This is a genomic window from Nonomuraea sp. CA-218870, assembly GCF_050936535.1.
Lineage (GTDB): Bacteria > Actinomycetota > Actinomycetes > Streptosporangiales > Streptosporangiaceae > Nonomuraea > Nonomuraea corallina.
Window position 1 is genome coordinate 705,050 of sequence record NZ_JBNJMN010000002.1, and the last position, 16,011, is coordinate 721,060.

12 protein-coding genes are annotated in these 16,011 nt (G+C 72.6%); 7 read left to right on the top strand and 5 right to left on the bottom strand.

Going from position 1 to position 16,011, the window contains the following annotated elements:
* Nucleotides 1–79: 79 nt before the first annotated feature.
* A complete protein-coding gene (locus ACQEUU_RS32010; protein ID WP_433072823.1) occupies nucleotides 80–1,207 on the top strand; it encodes an acyl-CoA dehydrogenase family protein in 1,128 nt (375 codons plus the stop codon).
* Nucleotides 1,207–2,361, top strand: coding sequence for an acyl-CoA dehydrogenase family protein (locus ACQEUU_RS32015; RefSeq protein ID WP_433072825.1), 1,155 nt, complete (start codon nucleotides 1,207–1,209; stop codon nucleotides 2,359–2,361). The genes ACQEUU_RS32010 and ACQEUU_RS32015 overlap by 1 nt, the downstream gene beginning before the upstream one ends.
* Before the next feature lie 28 nt (nucleotides 2,362–2,389).
* On the opposite strand, the gene ACQEUU_RS32020 is transcribed toward ACQEUU_RS32015, so the two are convergent.
* Complete coding sequence (locus ACQEUU_RS32020; protein ID WP_433072827.1) at nucleotides 2,390–4,297, bottom strand: hypothetical protein; 1,908 nt, start codon at nucleotides 4,295–4,297, stop codon at nucleotides 2,390–2,392.
* 270 nt (nucleotides 4,298–4,567) lie between these two features.
* On the opposite strand from ACQEUU_RS32020, the gene ACQEUU_RS32025 reads away from it, so the two are divergent.
* Genes ACQEUU_RS32025 through ACQEUU_RS32045 form a run of 5 tightly spaced genes read left to right on the top strand, consistent with a single transcriptional unit; the run spans nucleotide 4,568 to nucleotide 8,459 of the window.
* Entirely contained in the window at nucleotides 4,568–5,650 is a 1,083-nt protein-coding gene (locus tag ACQEUU_RS32025; protein ID WP_433072829.1) for an ABC transporter ATP-binding protein, read from the top strand.
* Entirely contained in the window at nucleotides 5,643–6,317 is a 675-nt protein-coding gene (locus ACQEUU_RS32030; RefSeq protein ID WP_433072831.1) for an ABC transporter permease, read from the top strand. Before ACQEUU_RS32025 ends, ACQEUU_RS32030 begins: the two co-directional genes overlap by 8 nt.
* Entirely contained in the window at nucleotides 6,314–7,006 is a 693-nt protein-coding gene (locus ACQEUU_RS32035) for an ABC transporter permease (RefSeq protein WP_433072833.1), read from the top strand. The genes ACQEUU_RS32030 and ACQEUU_RS32035 overlap by 4 nt, the downstream gene beginning before the upstream one ends.
* Before the next feature lie 15 nt (nucleotides 7,007–7,021).
* The gene (locus ACQEUU_RS32040) at nucleotides 7,022–7,933 is read left to right on the top strand and encodes an ABC transporter substrate-binding protein (protein WP_433072835.1); all 912 of its coding nucleotides are present in this window, start codon (nucleotides 7,022–7,024) and stop codon (nucleotides 7,931–7,933) included.
* Between the two features lie 43 nt (nucleotides 7,934–7,976).
* Nucleotides 7,977–8,459 carry a flavin reductase family protein gene (locus tag ACQEUU_RS32045; protein WP_433072837.1) on the top strand — a complete coding sequence of 161 codons (483 nt, stop codon included), beginning with the start codon at nucleotides 7,977–7,979 and terminating at the stop codon, nucleotides 8,457–8,459.
* On the opposite strand, the gene sppA is transcribed toward ACQEUU_RS32045, so the two are convergent.
* The 4 genes from sppA to glgB form a co-directional block, all read right to left on the bottom strand.
* On the bottom strand, nucleotides 8,456–10,153 hold the full coding sequence (gene sppA / locus ACQEUU_RS32050; protein ID WP_433072839.1) for a signal peptide peptidase SppA: 1,698 nt from the start codon (nucleotides 10,151–10,153) through the stop codon (nucleotides 8,456–8,458). The two genes, ACQEUU_RS32045 and sppA, sit on opposite strands and share 4 nt — an antisense overlap.
* An 80-nt stretch (nucleotides 10,154–10,233) precedes the next feature.
* A complete protein-coding gene (locus ACQEUU_RS32055; RefSeq protein WP_433072841.1) occupies nucleotides 10,234–11,688 on the bottom strand; it encodes a S8 family peptidase in 1,455 nt (484 codons plus the stop codon).
* Nucleotides 11,689–11,772: 84 nt separating this feature from the next.
* Nucleotides 11,773–13,725, bottom strand: coding sequence for a S8 family peptidase (locus ACQEUU_RS32060; protein ID WP_433072843.1), 1,953 nt, complete (start codon nucleotides 13,723–13,725; stop codon nucleotides 11,773–11,775).
* Nucleotides 13,726–13,802: 77 nt separating this feature from the next.
* Complete coding sequence (glgB, locus tag ACQEUU_RS32065; RefSeq protein ID WP_433072845.1) at nucleotides 13,803–15,953, bottom strand: 1,4-alpha-glucan branching protein GlgB; 2,151 nt, start codon at nucleotides 15,951–15,953, stop codon at nucleotides 13,803–13,805.
* Nucleotides 15,954–16,011: the final 58 nt, after the last annotated feature.

Here is a 16,011-nt window from a genome sequence, read left to right on the forward strand (position 1 = left end):
CCGGCGTTTCATGGATATATCGAGAGTTATTCGGATTAATCAGCGCTGGACACATATTGGAATCTGTTCTAGTTTTCGGTTGACCGAGCGCTTGGTGGAGGCACGGATGGACTTCGGCCTGGACGAGACCCAGGAAGCCCTGCGTGAGCTGGCCGCCGGCCTGCTGGCCAAGGAGGCGAGCCAGGAACGGCTGGAGGCGCACGAACGCGGCGGCGCGCCGTACGACCCCGGCCTGTGGCAGGCGCTGCGCGCGGCGGGCCTGACGGCGATCTGCGTGCCCGAGAGCGCGGGCGGCGCGGGGCTGGGACCGGTCGAGATGGCGGTGGTGCTGCGTGAGGCCGGCGCGCGGGCGGCGCCGGGCCCGCTGGCCGCCACCCTGGTGAGCACGCTCGCCGCGAGCCGGTACGGCAACCCGGACCAGCAGAGACGGCTGACCGGCGCCGCCGTCTCCACGGTCGCCATCAGGGAGCCGGGCAGGGCCCTGGCCGACCCGCCCGCCACCACCGCCGAGCGGAAGACGGACGGCTGGGTGCTGACCGGCCGCAAGTGCGGCGTCGCCTACCCGGAGGGCGACCTGCTGGTGACCGCCGACGAGGGCCTCTTCCTGATCCGCGCCCCCGGCGACGCCGCGACGGCCGGAGCGACCGCCCCGGCGTCCGTCTCGGAGGGTGAGGCCGACGCCGTGGTCGCGGTGTCCGAGTTCGCCTCGACGGGGGAGGCCGTCGCGACGGTGACGTTCGACGCCGCCCCGGCCGAGCGGGTCGCCGGGCCCGAGGCGGTGGCGGGGATGCGCCTGCTGCACACCGTGGCCGTGGCCGCGCAGGCGTCAGGGGTGCTCGCCGGGGCGCTGCGCCTGACCGTCGACCACGTCAGGAACCGCCGGCAGTTCGGCCGGGCGCTGGCCGAGTTCCAGGCCGTCACCACACAGGTCGCCGACGTCTACATCACGGCTCGGGCGCTCGACGTGGCCCTGTGGTCCGGCGCCTGGCGGCTGGCCGAGGGACTGCCCGCCGAGGAGGACGTGGCGCTGGCCGGGTACCACACGACCGAGGCGGCCCGCGCCCTCTACACCTGCCAGCACCTGCACGGCGGCCTGGGGCTGGACGTGACGTACCCGCTGCACCGCTACTTCGCGCACGCCAAGCACCTGGCGCACCTGCTCGGCGGCGCCGACGCGCAGCTCGACCTGATCGGAGCGCTCGCCTGATGCTCATCGACCTGACCCCCGGCCAGCGCCGGCTCCAGGAGGATCTGCGCGCGTACTTCGCGGCCTGCCTGACCGGGGAGGAGCGCGCGAAGATCGCCGAGGACCCGTTCGGCGAGGCGTACATGGCGCACTGCCGCCGCCTCGGCCGCGACGGCAAGCTCGGCCTCGGCTGGCCGAAGGAGTACGGCGGCGCCGGCCTCGGCCCCATCGAGCAGCAGATCTTCGCCAACGAGATCGCCCGCGCCGGCGTCCCGTACCCGCTCATCTCGGTGCAGACGGTCGCGCCGACGATCATGCAGTACGGGACGCGGGAGCAGAAGGAGCGGTTCCTGCCGAGCATCCTGGCGGGCGAGTGCCACTTCGCGATCGGCTACACCGAGCCCGAGGCCGGCACCGACCTCGCCTCGCTCCGCACCACGGCGGTGCTGGACGGCGACCACTACGTGGTGAACGGCCAGAAGATCTTCACCAGCGGCGCCCACCACGCCCAGTACATCTGGCTGGCCGCCCGCACCGACCCCGAGGCGAGGAAACACCGCGGCATCACCATGATGATCGTGTCCACGGACGACCCCGGCTTCTCCTGGACGCCGATCACCACCATGGACGGCCGCCACCACACGAACGCCACCTACTACACCGACGTCCGCGTCCCGGCCGACATGGTGGTCGGCGAGGTGGGCAAGGGCTGGGACCTGATCGTCAACCAGCTCAACCACGAACGCGTGACGCTCGGCCCCGCCGGAAGCCTCGGCCAGACCTACGACCGCCTGCTGGCCTGGGCACGCAGGACGGGCGCGGCCGACCAGCCGGACGTGCGCCGCGCGCTCGGCCGGATCCGGGCCTTCTTCCGTACGAACGAGCTGCTGAACTGGCAGGTCGCGGCGAGCATGGACCTCGGCTGGCTGGGCGCGCCCGACGCCTCGGCCACCAAGATCTACGCCTCGGAGCGGATGCAGGAGGCGGGACGGCTGGCGGGCGAGATCCTGGCCCGCCACGGCGACCCGGCCGACCCGGAGACGGCCGGGCTGATGGAGACGATCGACCGGGGCGTCAAGGGCGGCCTGGTGCTCACCTTCGGCGGCGGCGTCAACGAGGTGCAGCGGGAGCTGATCACCATGCTCGGCCTCGGCCTGCCCAGGCCGCCTCGCTGACCGGCCGCGTTCGACGGGTCCCGCGGGGTCACGGCTTGATGATCATCGGGACCGAGAAGAAGACGATCATCGCGATGGCCACGCAGATCAGGAAGCCCGCCAGCTCCCACGCCCAGTCGTGGTGACGATTGCGCCGCTTCTTCCTGCCCTTGGCGGGGTGCGGGCGGCGTCCCTTCGACGCTGAGGGCTTGCGGGCGGGGCGCGGCTTCGTCGCCAGGGGGTCCGGCCTGCGGGTGGTCCCGGCCTGCGGCGAATCCGGCTCCGGGGTGAGGCGTGAATTGGCCGGCGGCGCATCCATCTGCGCGCCACCCGCCGTGCCGGCCTTCGCCGTCCGGGACCCGCCCTCCGTACGGGAGCCGCCCACGAGGAGACCACCCGTCACGGACCCGCCCGTGAGGGAGCCGCCCGTGACAGTCCCGTCCGTACGGGACCCGCCCGTGACAGTCCCGTCCGTACGGGACCCGCCCGTGACAGTCCCGTCCGTACGGGACCCGCCCGTGACAGACCCACCCGTGACAGACCCGCCCGTGACAGATCCGCCTGTGACAGATCCGCTCGTACGGGAGTCGCCCGTGAGAGGTCCGCCCGGGAGGGGGCCGGTCGTGGTGGAGTCCGGCCAGGGGTCCTCGGCCGGCGGTTGGCGCCGGTCGGGCGCGGGCGGGGCGACCGGAGGAGACGGCATGCGGTAGACCGGCTCCTTGGGTGGGGTGCGCGGGGTGAACAGCGGCCCCGCCTCGCGGACCTGCCCCTGGTGGACCAGGAAGTCACCGGTCGCCGGCGCCGTGGCCTGCGGGTTCGCGGTCACCGGCGGTGCCGGGGCGGCGGGGTTCGGGACCACCGGGGGCGCGTCGAGCACGTCATCCCCGGTCAGGAAGGCAGGCGCCGACAGCAGCGGCTCACCCATGCCGGGCCTCGCGCCGCGCGGCGTCGGCCGTCCCGGCCCATCGGGGGAGAGCCCGTGCTGAGTTGGCCCGAGCCGGGGCGGGCCGGCCGTCGGTCCGGGCTGGTGTGGTCCGGGGTGGGACGGGCGGCGGGGGCGGAAGGCTTCGAAGGGGGTGGACGGCGGGTGGGAGAGGGACGCCGGGTTCTCGAAGGGGGCCAGGGACGACGGGCCCGGGCGTGCGCCGGTGAAGGGCCGGGCGGGGCCCTCCGGCACGGACTCGCGGTACTTCGGCATCGGCGCCGTGGTCGCGTCGTGCTCGGGGACGCGGGACGCCGGCGGCGGTGCGAGCAGGTCGCGGGGGAACAGGCCGGTCGTGGTCGCCGGGTCGGCCTCGCCGAGCGGCTGCGGCCAGGCCGGCGGCACGGGCCAGCGCGGCCTGACGAACAGCGGCGCCGGATCGGCGGTGTGCGAGCCGGCCAGGTGGATGCGGAGCGTCCCCGGCGGCTCCGGCCATGGCAGGCGGCCGAGCACGTCGCGCAGCGGCGCGACCGACAGCGCGCCGTAGACGTCGGCCATCGGCTTGGAGACGTGCCCCTCGGTCGCGGCCAGCGCCATGGTGAGGATCTGCCGGAACCGGTGGGCCGCGCTGAGCGACAGCTCCTCGGCCGTGTCGGGCGCCACGTCGAGCACCCAGGCCAGCTCGTCGAGGCCGAGCCCGCAGACGTGGCTGAGCACGAGCACCTCGCGCTGCTGCGGCCGCAGCTCGCGCAGGATCCGCTCGACCAGCGCGGAGGCGGGATCGACCAGCGGGTCGACCACCGGCGGCGCGTAGACCACGTCGCGCCGGTGGATCTCCCGGCGGGCGAACGCGTACAGGGCGGCTCGCGGAGGGTCCTCCGGCGCGCTGGTGAGGACGGACACCAGGACGTCGGCTGTCGAGCCGGGGTCGCCGAGCTGATCGGCACAGTAGACGAACAGCCCGGCGGCGTGACTGTCGTAGAGCTCGGCGATCTGCTCGCGACGGGAGCGCTGACCGGTGAGCGGGTGTGTCACGGTGACCGGTTCCTCTTGCTGGCAAGGCGGACGCTGGGGGGAAGGGGGGTGCGCCGGTGAGTCTGGAGATTGTGGAGGCAATCATGCCAACAATCCCAAGTGAAGCGCACTACCGGGCGGCGAATTCCTGGGGAATCGCAGGTCAGTGAAGCGGTTCAGTTCGGACCCGATGCCCCAGACCGGGATGGATCGCCGTAGTCTGTGGGTTCGAGAGATCATGTGGCGGTCGTGGCAGGGGGTCGCGGCCCTGCTCGATGCGGGAGGTCGCGCGTGATCACTTTCGACGCTGTCACCAAGCGCTATCCGGACGGGACCGTCGCGGTGGACGCGCTGAGCCTTGAGGCGCGCACGGGGGAGATCACCGTGCTCGTCGGGCCGTCGGGATGCGGCAAGACGACGTCGCTCCGGATGATCAACCGGATGATCGACCCCAGCGAGGGCCGGATCCTGCTCGACGGCGCTCCCGTGCAGAGCGTCGACCCTCCCGTGCTGCGTCGCGGCATCGGGTACGTGATCCAGCAGGCGGGCCTGTTCCCGCACCGCAAGGTGGTCGACAACATCGCCACCGTCCCGTACCTGCTCGGCTGGGACCGCAAGCGGGCCCGCGGCCGGGCCATGGAGCTGCTGGAGCGCGTCGGGCTCGATCCCGGGCTGGCCGAGCGCTACCCGTTCCAGCTGTCCGGCGGGCAGCAGCAGCGGGTCGGGGTGGCCAGGGCGCTGGCCGCCGACCCGCCCGTGCTGCTCATGGACGAGCCGTTCAGCGCGGTCGACCCGGTGGTCCGCACGAGCCTGCAGGACGAGCTGATCAGGCTCCAGGCCGAGCTGAACAAGACCATCGTGTTCGTCACCCACGACATCGACGAGGCGATCAAGCTGGGCGACCAGGTGGCGGTGCTGCGGGTGGGCGGCACGCTGGCGCAGCTCGCCGACCCCAAGACGCTGCTGACCGAGCCGGCCGACGACTTCGTGCGCGAGTTCCTCGGCCGTGACCGGGGCATCCGCCGCCTGCAGTTCATCTCCACCGACCGGCTGCGGCTGCGTACCGACCTGACCGTCACGGAGGGCGCCGACGGGCACGGGGACGGGCACGGGGATGGGCACGGCGACCAGCCGTGGCTGCTCGTGGTCGGCTCCGACGGGCGGCCGGTCGGCTGGCTGGCGCGCGGCCGGCCGGGGCAGCCGGAGCCCGCGGGCACCTACCGCCACGGCCGCGACTCGATGCGCGCGGCGCTGGACGCGGCCCTGCTGTCGCCGTCCGGCCACGCGGTGGCGGTGGACGAGCACGGCAAGGTCGTCGGCGTGGCCACCCGGCAGGCGCTCGACGAGGCGCTGACGGAGGCCGCCGATGGGTGACGGCCCCCCTTCCCTGTGGGAGTGGATCGCCCGCAACTGGGACACCGGGCGCGCCGGCAGCATCAAGGACCTGCTCGGCGACCACCTCCTGATGTCGCTGGTGCCCGTCGTCGCCGGGCTGGCGCTGGCCCTGCCGCTCGGGCTGGCCTGCATCCGGTGGCGGCTGCTCTACCAGCCCACCTCGGCCCTGTTCAACGTGCTCTACGCGCTGCCGTCGCTGCCGCTGTTCATGATGCTGATCTCGGTCACCGGGCTCTCACCCGTCACCGTGATCATTCCGCTGACCTTCTACGCGATGGCCGTGCTCATCCCCGCCGTGGTCGACGGCATCGGCGCGGTGCCCGACCACGTCCGCCAGTCGGCCGTGGCCATGGGCTTCACGCCGCTGCGCCGGCTGGTCCGGGTGGAGCTGCCGATCGCCGCGCCGGTCGTGATCGCCGGGCTGCGGGTGGTGGCCGTCTCCAGCATCAGCCTGGTCAGCGTGGGCGCGCTGATCGGGCAGGGCGGGCTCGGCATGCTGTTCACCCGCGCCTACCAGAACCCGTTCCTGCCGCCGGTCGTGGTCGGCATCGGGCTCATCGTGCTGCTGGCGCTGGTCGCCGACGGGCTGCTGGTGCTCGCGCAACGGCTGCTCACCCCCTGGGAACGGGCGAGGAGGGCGACGTGAACTGGCTGATCGACTTCTTCGGCGCCCCCGAGCGCTGGTCCGGGCCGTACGGGATCCCGGTGCGGCTGCTGGAGCACCTGGAGTTCTCGGCGCTGGCGCTCTTCCTGGCCATGCTGGTCGCGGTGCCGCTCGGCCTGCTGATCGGCCACACGGGCCGGGGCCACCTGGTCGTGGTGGTCTCGGCCAACCTGGCCCGGGCGATCCCCACGCTGGGCGCGCTGGTGCTGTTCGTGCTGCTGCTGGGCACCGCGTCGATCTGGCCGGTGATCATTCCGCTGGTGCTGCTGGCCGTGCCGCCGATCCTGGTCAACACCTTCGAGGGGATCAGGGGGGTCGACCCCGAGCTGCGCGACGCCGCGTACGGGATGGGGCTGCGTGGCGGGCAGGTGCTGGGGAAGGTGCTGGTGCCGGTGGCGCTGCCGCTGATCCTGCTGGGGCTCCGGCTCTCGGCCATCCAGGTGGTCGCGACCACCACGGTCGCGGCCTACACCGGACTGGGCGGGCTCGGCCGGTTCGTCATCGACGGTTTCGCGACACAGGATTACGCGAGCGTTTTCGGGGGTTCTGTGTTGATTGTGCTGTTCGCGCTCGTGGTGCAGGTCGGTTTCACCCTCGTGCAGAGGGTGACCGTCTCTCCGGGGGTGAGCCGGCGGCTGAAGGTACGTGACAGTGGTGCAACCTCCCGCTAGAAGGGGAAACAACTGATGAGACGCATGTTCGGCACCGCGGCGGTGCTCCTGACCGCGGCGCTCGCGCTGGCCGGCTGTGGCGGCGGCGGTGGTGACAACCCGCTGCAGACCACGGCCGCGACGCCGGGCGGTACGGCTTCCGGCGGGGGGACGGTCGTGATCGGGTCGTTCGACTTCGACGAGAGCGTGCTGCTCGCGTCGATCTACGCCCAGGCGCTGGAGGCCAAGGGCGTCAAGGTCGAGGAGAAGCCCAGGATCGGCAGCCGCGAGGTCGTCTACGACCAGGTGAAGAGCGGCGGGCTGTCGGTCGTTCCCGAGTACAACGGCAACCTGCTCGCCTACGTCGACAAGGAGAGCACGGCCGCCACCGCCGAGGAGATCAACGCGGCGCTGAAGGAGAAGCTGCCGCCGGAGCTGGAGGTGCTCGACTCCTCGCCCGCCGAGGACAAGGACACCCTCTCGGTCACCAAGAAGTCCGCCGCCGAGGTCGCCACCATGGACGACCTGGCCAAGGTCTCCAAGGACTGGGTGGTGGGCGGCCCGCCGGAGTTCAAGGAGCGGTGGGAGCAGCGCTTCAAGGACGTGTACGGGATCGAGTTCAAGGAGTGGAAGCCCACCGGGCCGACGACGGCCGACGCCATCAAGGACGGCTCCATCCAGGTGGGCAACGTCTTCAGCACCGACCCGAAGATGACCGTCAACGAGCTGACGCCGCTGGAGGACACCAAGAACATCTTCCCGGCGCAGAACGTCACCCCGCTGGTCCACAAGGCCACGGCGGACGACACGGTCCGGACCACGCTCAACGGCGTGTCCGCCAAGCTGACGACGGACTCGCTGCTGGAGATGATGCAGAAGATCTCCGTCAACAAGGACGAGCCCGCCACGGTGGCCGAGGAATGGCTGACCTCGAACGGCCTGGGCTGACGCTCCCGCCCGCCAGGCTCCCCGGCTCCCGGGGGGCCCGGCGGTGAGCGAGTTCACCGACGCGATGGGGCAGCTCGCGGCGGGCGTGTCGGTCGTCACCGTGCGCGACGACCGCGACGACCTGGGCGTCACCATCTCCGCGCTGATGTCCGTGTCGCTCGATCCGCCGCTGGTGCTCGTGAGCCTGGGCAGCCGGGGCTACCTCAGCGAGGTGCTGCTGCGCCGCGACCGGTGGGCGTGCTCGCTGCTGTCGTCAGGACAGGCGGCGATGGCGAGCCGGTTCGCGGCCGCGGGCCGGCCGAGCGCCCGCCATCTCGTGGCGGGCGCCCCGCACCACCGCGGCGCGTACTCGGACGCGATCGTGCTCGACGGCGGCGTCGCGGCGCTGGAGGCGGAGACCGCGCAGGTGGTGCCGGCCGGCGACCATACCCTGTTCGTGGCCCGGGTGCTCAGCGTCGACTACGTCACCCCGGGCCTGCGGCCGCTCATCCGCCTGCGCGGCCGCTACCGCTCGGTGAGCGCCTAGCGGATCCGGTACCACGCGGGGAGCGCGAGCGGGCCGATCGCCGGGAGGCCGAGCTCGGCGGAGAGCCGGGCCAGCGGGCCCCAGGCGTCCAGGCGCACCCGGGCCAGGGCCGCGGCCTTGTCCTCGCTCGACTCGGGGCCGCGCAGGCGCTCCAGCGGGTTGAGCTTCGGGTAGACCCGGACCGGGGCCTCCTCCGCCAGGCCGACCCGCTTCCTGGCCAGCAGCAGCGCGTCCTCCAGGCCGCCCAGCTCGTCCACCAGGCCGCGCTCGCGGGCGTCGGCGCCCGTCCACACGCGGCCTCGGGCCAGCTCGTGGGCGCGCTCGCGGCTCAGGTCGCGGGCCTGGGCCACCTTGCCCACGAAGTCGTCGTAGATCCGGTCCAGCCAGGCGTTGACCCGGTCCCACTGCTCGGGGGAGAAGGCCCGGCTGGTGGAGAACATGCCGGCGTTGGCCCCCTCGGAGACCTGCTCGGTGTCCACGCCGATCTTCCCCATCAGCTCGGACAGCACCGGCTTGCCGCCCAGGACGCCGATCGACCCGGTGAGGGTGCCCGGCTGGGCCATGATCACGTCGGCGGCCATCGCGACGAAGTAGCCGCCGGAGGCAGCCACGTCGCCCATCGACACGATCACGGGCTTGACCTCGCGCGTCAGCACCACCTCACGCCACACCGTGTCGGAGGCCACGTACGAGCCGCCGGGGCTGTCGACCCGGAACACCACGGCCTTGACGTGCTGGTCGCGGCGGGCGGCGCGCAGTGCGGCGCTGATCGTGTCGGAGCCCATCGCGCCGCCCCCGCCGAGCGGGCCGCGGCCGCTGCGGCCGGTGCGGATCGCGCCGCTGCCGTGCACGAGCGCGATGCCGTCGGCGGTCGGCTGGGGGAGCTTCTTGACGGCCGACGCCCGGTGGTAGCGGGACACGTACTGCAGGTGGGCGTCCGCGCCGGCGGACCGCTTGACCTCGTCGTACACCTCGTCCCGGTAGGCCAGGCCGTCGACCAGGCCGGCCTCCAGCGCCTCGGCGCCGATGAACGGGCCGCGGTCGATCAGCTCGCGCACCTTGGCGGGGTCGAGCCGCCGGCCCTCGGCGATGCCCGCGACGAGCTGCTCGGTCACCGACTCCACGATGCGGGCCATCGACTCGCGGTGCGGCTCGGTCATGTGGTCCTGGGTGAAGGTGTTGGCCGCGGTCTTGTACTCGTGGCGCTGGCCGACCTGGTAGTCGACGCCGAGCTTGCCCAGCGCGTTCTTCAGGAAGCGCTGCTCCAGGACCACGCCGGTCAGGCCCACGTCGCCGCTCGGCTGCAGGTAGACCCGCTCGAACGCGCTGGCCAGGAAGTAGGGGACGGTCCCGGCGCCGAACTCGCCGAACGTCTCGGCGAAGGCCACGGTCTGCTTGCCGGAGGCGCGGAACTGGACGACGGCCTGGCGCAGCTCCTGCACGGTCGCCAGCCCGATCGGATTGCCGCCGATCTTCACGATCAGCGCCTTGACCCGTGAGTCCTGCCGTGCTCGCTTCAGCCCGGCCAGCACGTCGGAGAGGCGGGGCTTGCGCATGGACATCAGCGCGGCGAGCGGGTCGGCGGGCGGTCCCTCAGTCAGTCCCTCCGTGAGGTCGAGTTCGAGCACGAGCGGCGCGGTACGTCGCTGCCGGAGTTTTTCAACGGTATCGAAGATCGCCTTACCTGCGTCCATAGAGCCACCCTAAGCGGCGCAAGTCGGACGCGTGTGTCCAACTCATGCCAAGTAGGGACGGCTCATGCCGAGGTGACCGCTCAGCGCGGAGCGGCGGTCGCGGTCGCGCGCCCCACGTCGAGGCGTCGCACGGGGCCGCCGCCCGCGACCGGCCGGCCGGTCTCCTGCAGCCGCCGCAGGGCCCGCGCCGGGTCGAGCGCCGGGTACGCCTGCCGCATCACCGCGAACGCGCCCGCCACGTGCGGCGTGGACATGGAGGTGCCGCTCATGGTCCCGTACGAGTCGTCCGGCACCGAGGATGTGATCGCCACGCCCGGGGCGAACAGGTCCAGCAGCCGCCCCCGGTTCGAGAAGGCGGCGATCTGGTCGGCGTCGTCGGTGGCGCCCACCGCGACGGCGCTGGAGACGCAGGCCGGCGCCGAGACGCCGGCGCGCCCCCCGTTGCCGGCCGCCACCACGGGCGCGACGCCGAGGCCCACCAGCGCGTCGAACTCGCCCTTGAGCGCCCCCGCCTCCGGGTCGGCGTCGCAGTGCCGCTCGTACGGGCCGGACCCGCCGAAGCTCATGTTCACCGAGGCCACGTTGTGCCTCCTGGCCACGCGCGCGACGTACTCCAGCGCCAGCTTCTGGTCGGAGGTGTAGCTGACGAAGCAGGGCGTCCCCGCGCCGACCTGCGCGCATCCCGCCGGGGAGTCGAGGCGGCTGAAGACCTGGACGGGCAGGATCGAGGCGCCGGGGGCGACCCCGTTCGCCGGGGCGCCGGGCGCGAACCGGCCGGCCGCAATGCCGGCCACGTGGGTGCCGTGGCCGCACTGGTTGACGCCGCCCGCCATGCAGCGCCTGATCGAGCTGTTCGCGGCTCCTGGGCCGGTCTGGGTGTCGCGGCCGTTCGGGCACAGGGAGACGGCCCCGGTCGTCGGGTCGGTGGTGGAGAAGCAGGCCTGGTCCACGATGCGGCCGGTCAGAAAGGGATGGTCGCCGTCGACGCCCAGGTCCAGGACGGCGACGGTGGCGCCGCGGCCCGTCCAGCCGGCCGCGTTCGCGTCGTCGGAGCCGATCACCCTGGTGCTCTCGGCCAGGAACGGCACGCTCAGCCGGTCGGCGTACACGGCCCTGACCCGGCGGTCCCTGCGGAGCTCGGCCAGCGCGGCGGCGTCGACCTCGGCGACGAGGAAGCCGGCCGAGGCGGACATCTCCAGCACCCTGGACCCCGGCGAGGCGCGCTCGACGTCCGTGGCGACGCCGCCCACCGGATGACCGGGCCGCAGCTCGACGATGGAGCGGACCCTCCGCTCGGCGCGGACCCGCGCGGTCAGGCCCCGGCCGACCTTGGGCCCGTCACCGTCCTCGGCGCTCCGTGGAGCATTCCGGGGAGCGGCCTGTGGAGCCCGCCGTGGAGCGCCGTCCGACGCGTCACCCGAGGCCTCGCCCCGCACGCCGTCCGGAGCGCCGTCCCGGGCGCCCGCGTGTCCCGCGGGCGCGGCCAGCACCGCGGTCAGGGCGAGCGCGCAGGCGAGCGCGGAGCGAGATCCCACTGGTTCCTCCGAGGGCGTCGAGCGGACGGCACGGCGGATTGCTCCCCGGTCGCGTCGTCCGTGACGCCTCGGTTGCCCAGCCCTTTACCGGGATTTGATCACCTTGGCGGCGGCCTTCTTGAGCGAGGCTCCCGTCGACTTCTTCGACAGCCGCACCTTCTCCGCGGAGCCGAGGGTCTTGGTGCCGTTCGAGCCGTGCGCCCAGTTGAGCCAGCCTGCCAGCAGCGCGCTGTCGAGCTTCCGCTTGGCCGTCCTGGTGCTCTTGAGCACCCGGTACGCCTTGCCCAGCGACGAGGCCTTGGTCACTTCGGGGAACACCTTGCTGGCCTTGCCCACGAGCTTGAGGTAGCAGCCGAGCGTCTCGTCGCTCATCGTGCCGCTGCCGCGGTGGATCTCCTTGGCCCACTGCTTGGCGGTCAGCCGCTTGCCCGCGGTGCCCCGGGTGCAGACCGGCGCCGCCTTCGCGGGCGGGGTCGGGGTGACGGTGATCGTGACCGTGACGGTGACGGTGGGCAGCGGCACCGGCGTCGGGTCCTGCGACGGCTCCGGCTGGGGCGTCGGGCCGGACGGTTCCGGATCGGCAGGGTCGGGGTCGGTCGGGTCCGGGTCGGTCGGGTCGGGGTCGGTCGGGTCGGGGTCTGTGGGGCCCGGGTCCGTCGGGTTGGGGGCGGTCGGCGGGCTCTGGCTGACGTCCGGCTGCGGCGCGCTGCCGGTCACCGCCGCCGCCACGTCCAGCCGCGGCGTGCGCACCTCGGCGCCGCCGACCTGGTAGACGTACGGCCTGCCGGTGGCGACGAGCTTGGCGATCAGCTCAGGCATCGGCGTCTGCGGCGACTGCGCCTTCAGCAGCGCCAGCGCGCCCGCCACGTGCGGGGTGGCCATGGACGTGCCGCTGTAGACGGTCATCTGGTCGTCCGGCACCGACGACTCGATGTCCACGCCGGGCGCGAACAGGTCGAGCAGCGCGCCCCGGTTGGAGAAGTCGGCGATGGCGTCGCCGTCGTCGTTGGCGCCGACGGACACGGCGGAGCTGATGCAGGCGGGGAACGAGGCGCCCTCGAAGTACTCGTTGCCGGCCGCGACCACGGTGGCGATGTTCCTGGCGAGCAGGGCGTCGATCTTCGGCTTGAAGATCTGTCCCTCCTCGCTGTCGTCGCAGGTGGTCTGGTACGGCATGCCGCCGAGGCTCAGGTTCACCGCCGCGATCGGCTCGGTGAGCGAGGCCACGTGGTCCAGGGCCAGCCGCAGCGACGACTCGTACGCCAGCAGGCAGGCGGCCGCCCCGCACAGGTCCTCGTCGTTGACCCGGCTGAACACCTGCACCGCGATGATGCCCGCGCCGGGCGCGACCCCGCCGGTGCCGGCGGCGATACCGGCCACGTGCGTGCCGTGGTCGCACAGGTTGACCCCGTCGAGCAGGCACTTGGCGGTGGTGGCGTCGGCCGCGCCGCGGCCGGTCTGGCTGGGCTCGCCGTTGGGGCAGAGCGACTCCGTGCTCGCGTCCACGGCGGAGAAGCACGCCTCGGCCACCACCCGGTTCCCCAGGAACGGGTGGTCCAGGTCGATGCCGGTGTCCAGGATGGCGACGTTCTGCCCGGCCCCGGTGTGGCCGGCGGCGTGCGCCTGGTCGGCCCCGATCTGCTTGATGCTGGAGGCCAGGGCGGGCGGGTAGGCGCGGTCGCGGTGGATGGAGGTGACCCGGGGGTCCTCGGCGAGCGCGGCCAGTTCTTCCGCCGTGCCCTCGACCACCATGAACGGCTGGCTCTGCGGCTGCAGCAGCACCTCGACGCTGTCGGCGGCGGCCTTGCCCGCCACCGGGGCGTGCTGGCCGGGGTCGGTCAGCTCGACGATGGCGCGCACGGTGCCGCCGTCGACCGCTAAGCCCTCCTCGATCTTCTCTTCGGCGCTCGCGGCGGCGCTGGGGGACGGTGTCGGCGTGGGATCGTCGGCGAACGCCGGCGCCGCGGGGAGCAGCGCCAGCATGATCGCGGTGGCGATCAGGGGGCGAAGTCGCACCAGCTTCCTCCGAAGAGACATGATCTCGGAGTTTAGGGTGATTTATCCGGACGGCACAGGCCCTGATCCCGCTTTCTCACCGAACTTTCAGCCGCCTGTCAGGAGGCGGGAGACCGCAGCCAGACCGCACCCAGCGGCGGCACCCGCAGCGTCGTGGAGTACGGCAGGCCGTGCCACGGCTCCTCGACCGCCTCCACCGCGCCCAGATTGCCCACCCCGCTGCCCCAGTACTCGTAGGCGTCGGTGTTGACCGCCTCGGTCCACCGCCCTCCGTACGGGAGCCCGATCCGGTAGTTCTCGTGCGTCCCGCCGCTGAAGTTGGCCACGCACGCCACCGCGGACCCGTCCCGGGCGTAACGGACGAAGGAGAACGTGTTGCCCGGCGCGTCGTCCGCGTCGATCCACCGGAAGCCCTCGGGCCGCGTGTCCTGCTCCCACAGCGCCGGGGTGTCCTTGTAGAACCGGTTGAGGTCGCGTACCAGCTTCTGCACGCCCTGATGGCCGTCGAACTCCAGCACCCACCAGTCGAGCCCGCGCTCCTCCGACCACTCCGAGCCCTGGCCGAACTCCCCGCCCATGAACAGCAGCTGCTTGCCCGGATGCGCCCACATGAACGCCAGCAGAGCGCGCAGCTGGGCGAAGCGCTGCCACTCGTCGCCGGGCATCTTGCCCAGGAGCGAGCCCTTGCCGTGCACCACCTCGTCATGGGAGAGCGGCAGGACGTAGTTCTCCGAGTAGGCGTAGATGAGCGAGAACGTCATCTGGTGATGGTGGTACTGCCGGAAGACCGGCTCGTGCCGGAGATACTCCAGCGTGTCGTGCATCCAGCCCATGTTCCACTTGAACCCGAAGCCGAGCCCGCCCAGGTGCACCGGCCGCGACACACCCGGCCACGCGGTGGACTCCTCCGCCACGGTCATGATGCCGGGGGCCTCCCGGTAGCAGACGGCGTTCATCTCCTTGAGGAACTCGACCGCGTCGAGATTCTCCCTGCCGCCGTAGACGTTGGGCGTCCACTCGCCCTCGCGCCGCGAGTAGTCCAGGTAGAGCATCGAGGCCACCGCGTCCACCCGCAGGCCGTCGATGTGGAACTCCTGGAGCCAGTAGAGCGCGTTGGCGACCAGGAAGTTGCGCACCTCGCGGCGGCCGAAGTCGAACACGTACGTGCCCCAGTCGGGGTGCTCGCCCCTGGCCGGGTCGGCGTGCTCGTACAGCGGGGTGCCGTCGAACCGGGCCAGCGCCCAGTCGTCCATCGGGAAGTGCGCGGGCACCCAGTCCAGCAGCACCCCGATGCCCTTCTGGTGCATCCGGTCCACGAACGCGCGGAACTCGTCAGGCGTGCCGAAACGGGCCGTCGGCGCGTAGTAGGAGGTCACCTGGTAGCCCCACGACCCGCCGAACGGGTGCTCGGCCACCGGCAGCAGCTCCACATGCGTGAAGCCCAGGTCGGCCACGTACGCGGAGAGCTGGTCCGCCAGCTCCAGATAGGACAGGCCGGGCCGCCACGAACCCAGGTGCACCTCGTAGATGCTCACCGGCCCGTTGCGCGGCTGCCCCTCGGCCCGCTCGGCCATCCACTCCTCGTCCTGCCAGGTGTACCGCGACCGCTCCACGACCGAGGCGGTCTGCGGCGGCAGCTCGGTCCGGCGCGCCATCGGGTCGGCCTTGTCGCGCCACACGCCGTCGGCGCCCAGCACCTGGTACTTGTAGCGTTCGCCGGCGTCGACGCCGGGGACGAACAGCTCCCACACGCCCGAGCGGCCCAGCGAGCGCATCGGGTGGGCGGTGCCGTCCCAGTGGTTGAAGTCGCCGATCACGCGGACGCCGCGGGCGTTCGGGGCCCAGACGGCGAACGCCGTGCCGGGCACGTCCTGGTGCTCCATCACCCGGGCGCCGAGGACCTCCCAGAGCCGCTCGTGCCGCCCCTCGCCGATCAGGTGCAGGTCGACCTCGCCCAGCGTCGGCCAGTGCCGGTACGGGTCGCGCGTCTCGTACGCCTCACCGCCGGGGTAACGGACGCTCAAGGTGTAGGCGGGAACCTTGTCCAAACCGGAGACCGTGGTCTCGAACACGCCATGGGCCACATGTCTCAGATCGTGTGCGGTGCCGTCCTCCAGCACCACCCGGACCTGTTCTGCGAGCGGGCGGAGCGCACGGAAGGTCGTCCCGTTCGGCCCCAGGTGGGCACCCAGCACGGAGTGCGGATCATGATGCGCCCCGCCCGCGAGGCGGTCGAGCTCTGTCCTCATCGGCATGCTCCCAACACTGCCCTATGGCGACCGTCCATCTGTGGCACTGCCCGCATTC

Bases quoted from the DNA above. Each gene is read 5' to 3' on its own strand.
- ACQEUU_RS32015 (WP_433072825.1), top strand. From the start codon at position 1,207: ATGCTCATCGACCTGACCCCCGGCCAGCGCCGGCTCCAGGAGGATCTG.
- ACQEUU_RS32030 (WP_433072831.1), top strand. From the start codon at position 5,643: ATGGGTGACGGCCCCCCTTCCCTGTGGGAGTGGATCGCCCGCAACTGG.
- ACQEUU_RS32040 (WP_433072835.1), top strand. From the start codon at position 7,022: ATGAGACGCATGTTCGGCACCGCGGCGGTGCTCCTGACCGCGGCGCTC.
- sppA (WP_433072839.1), bottom strand. From the start codon at position 10,153: ATGGACGCAGGTAAGGCGATCTTCGATACCGTTGAAAAACTCCGGCAG.
- ACQEUU_RS32060 (WP_433072843.1), bottom strand. From the start codon at position 13,725: ATGTCTCTTCGGAGGAAGCTGGTGCGACTTCGCCCCCTGATCGCCACC.
- glgB (WP_433072845.1), bottom strand. From the start codon at position 15,953: ATGAGGACAGAGCTCGACCGCCTCGCGGGCGGGGCGCATCATGATCCG.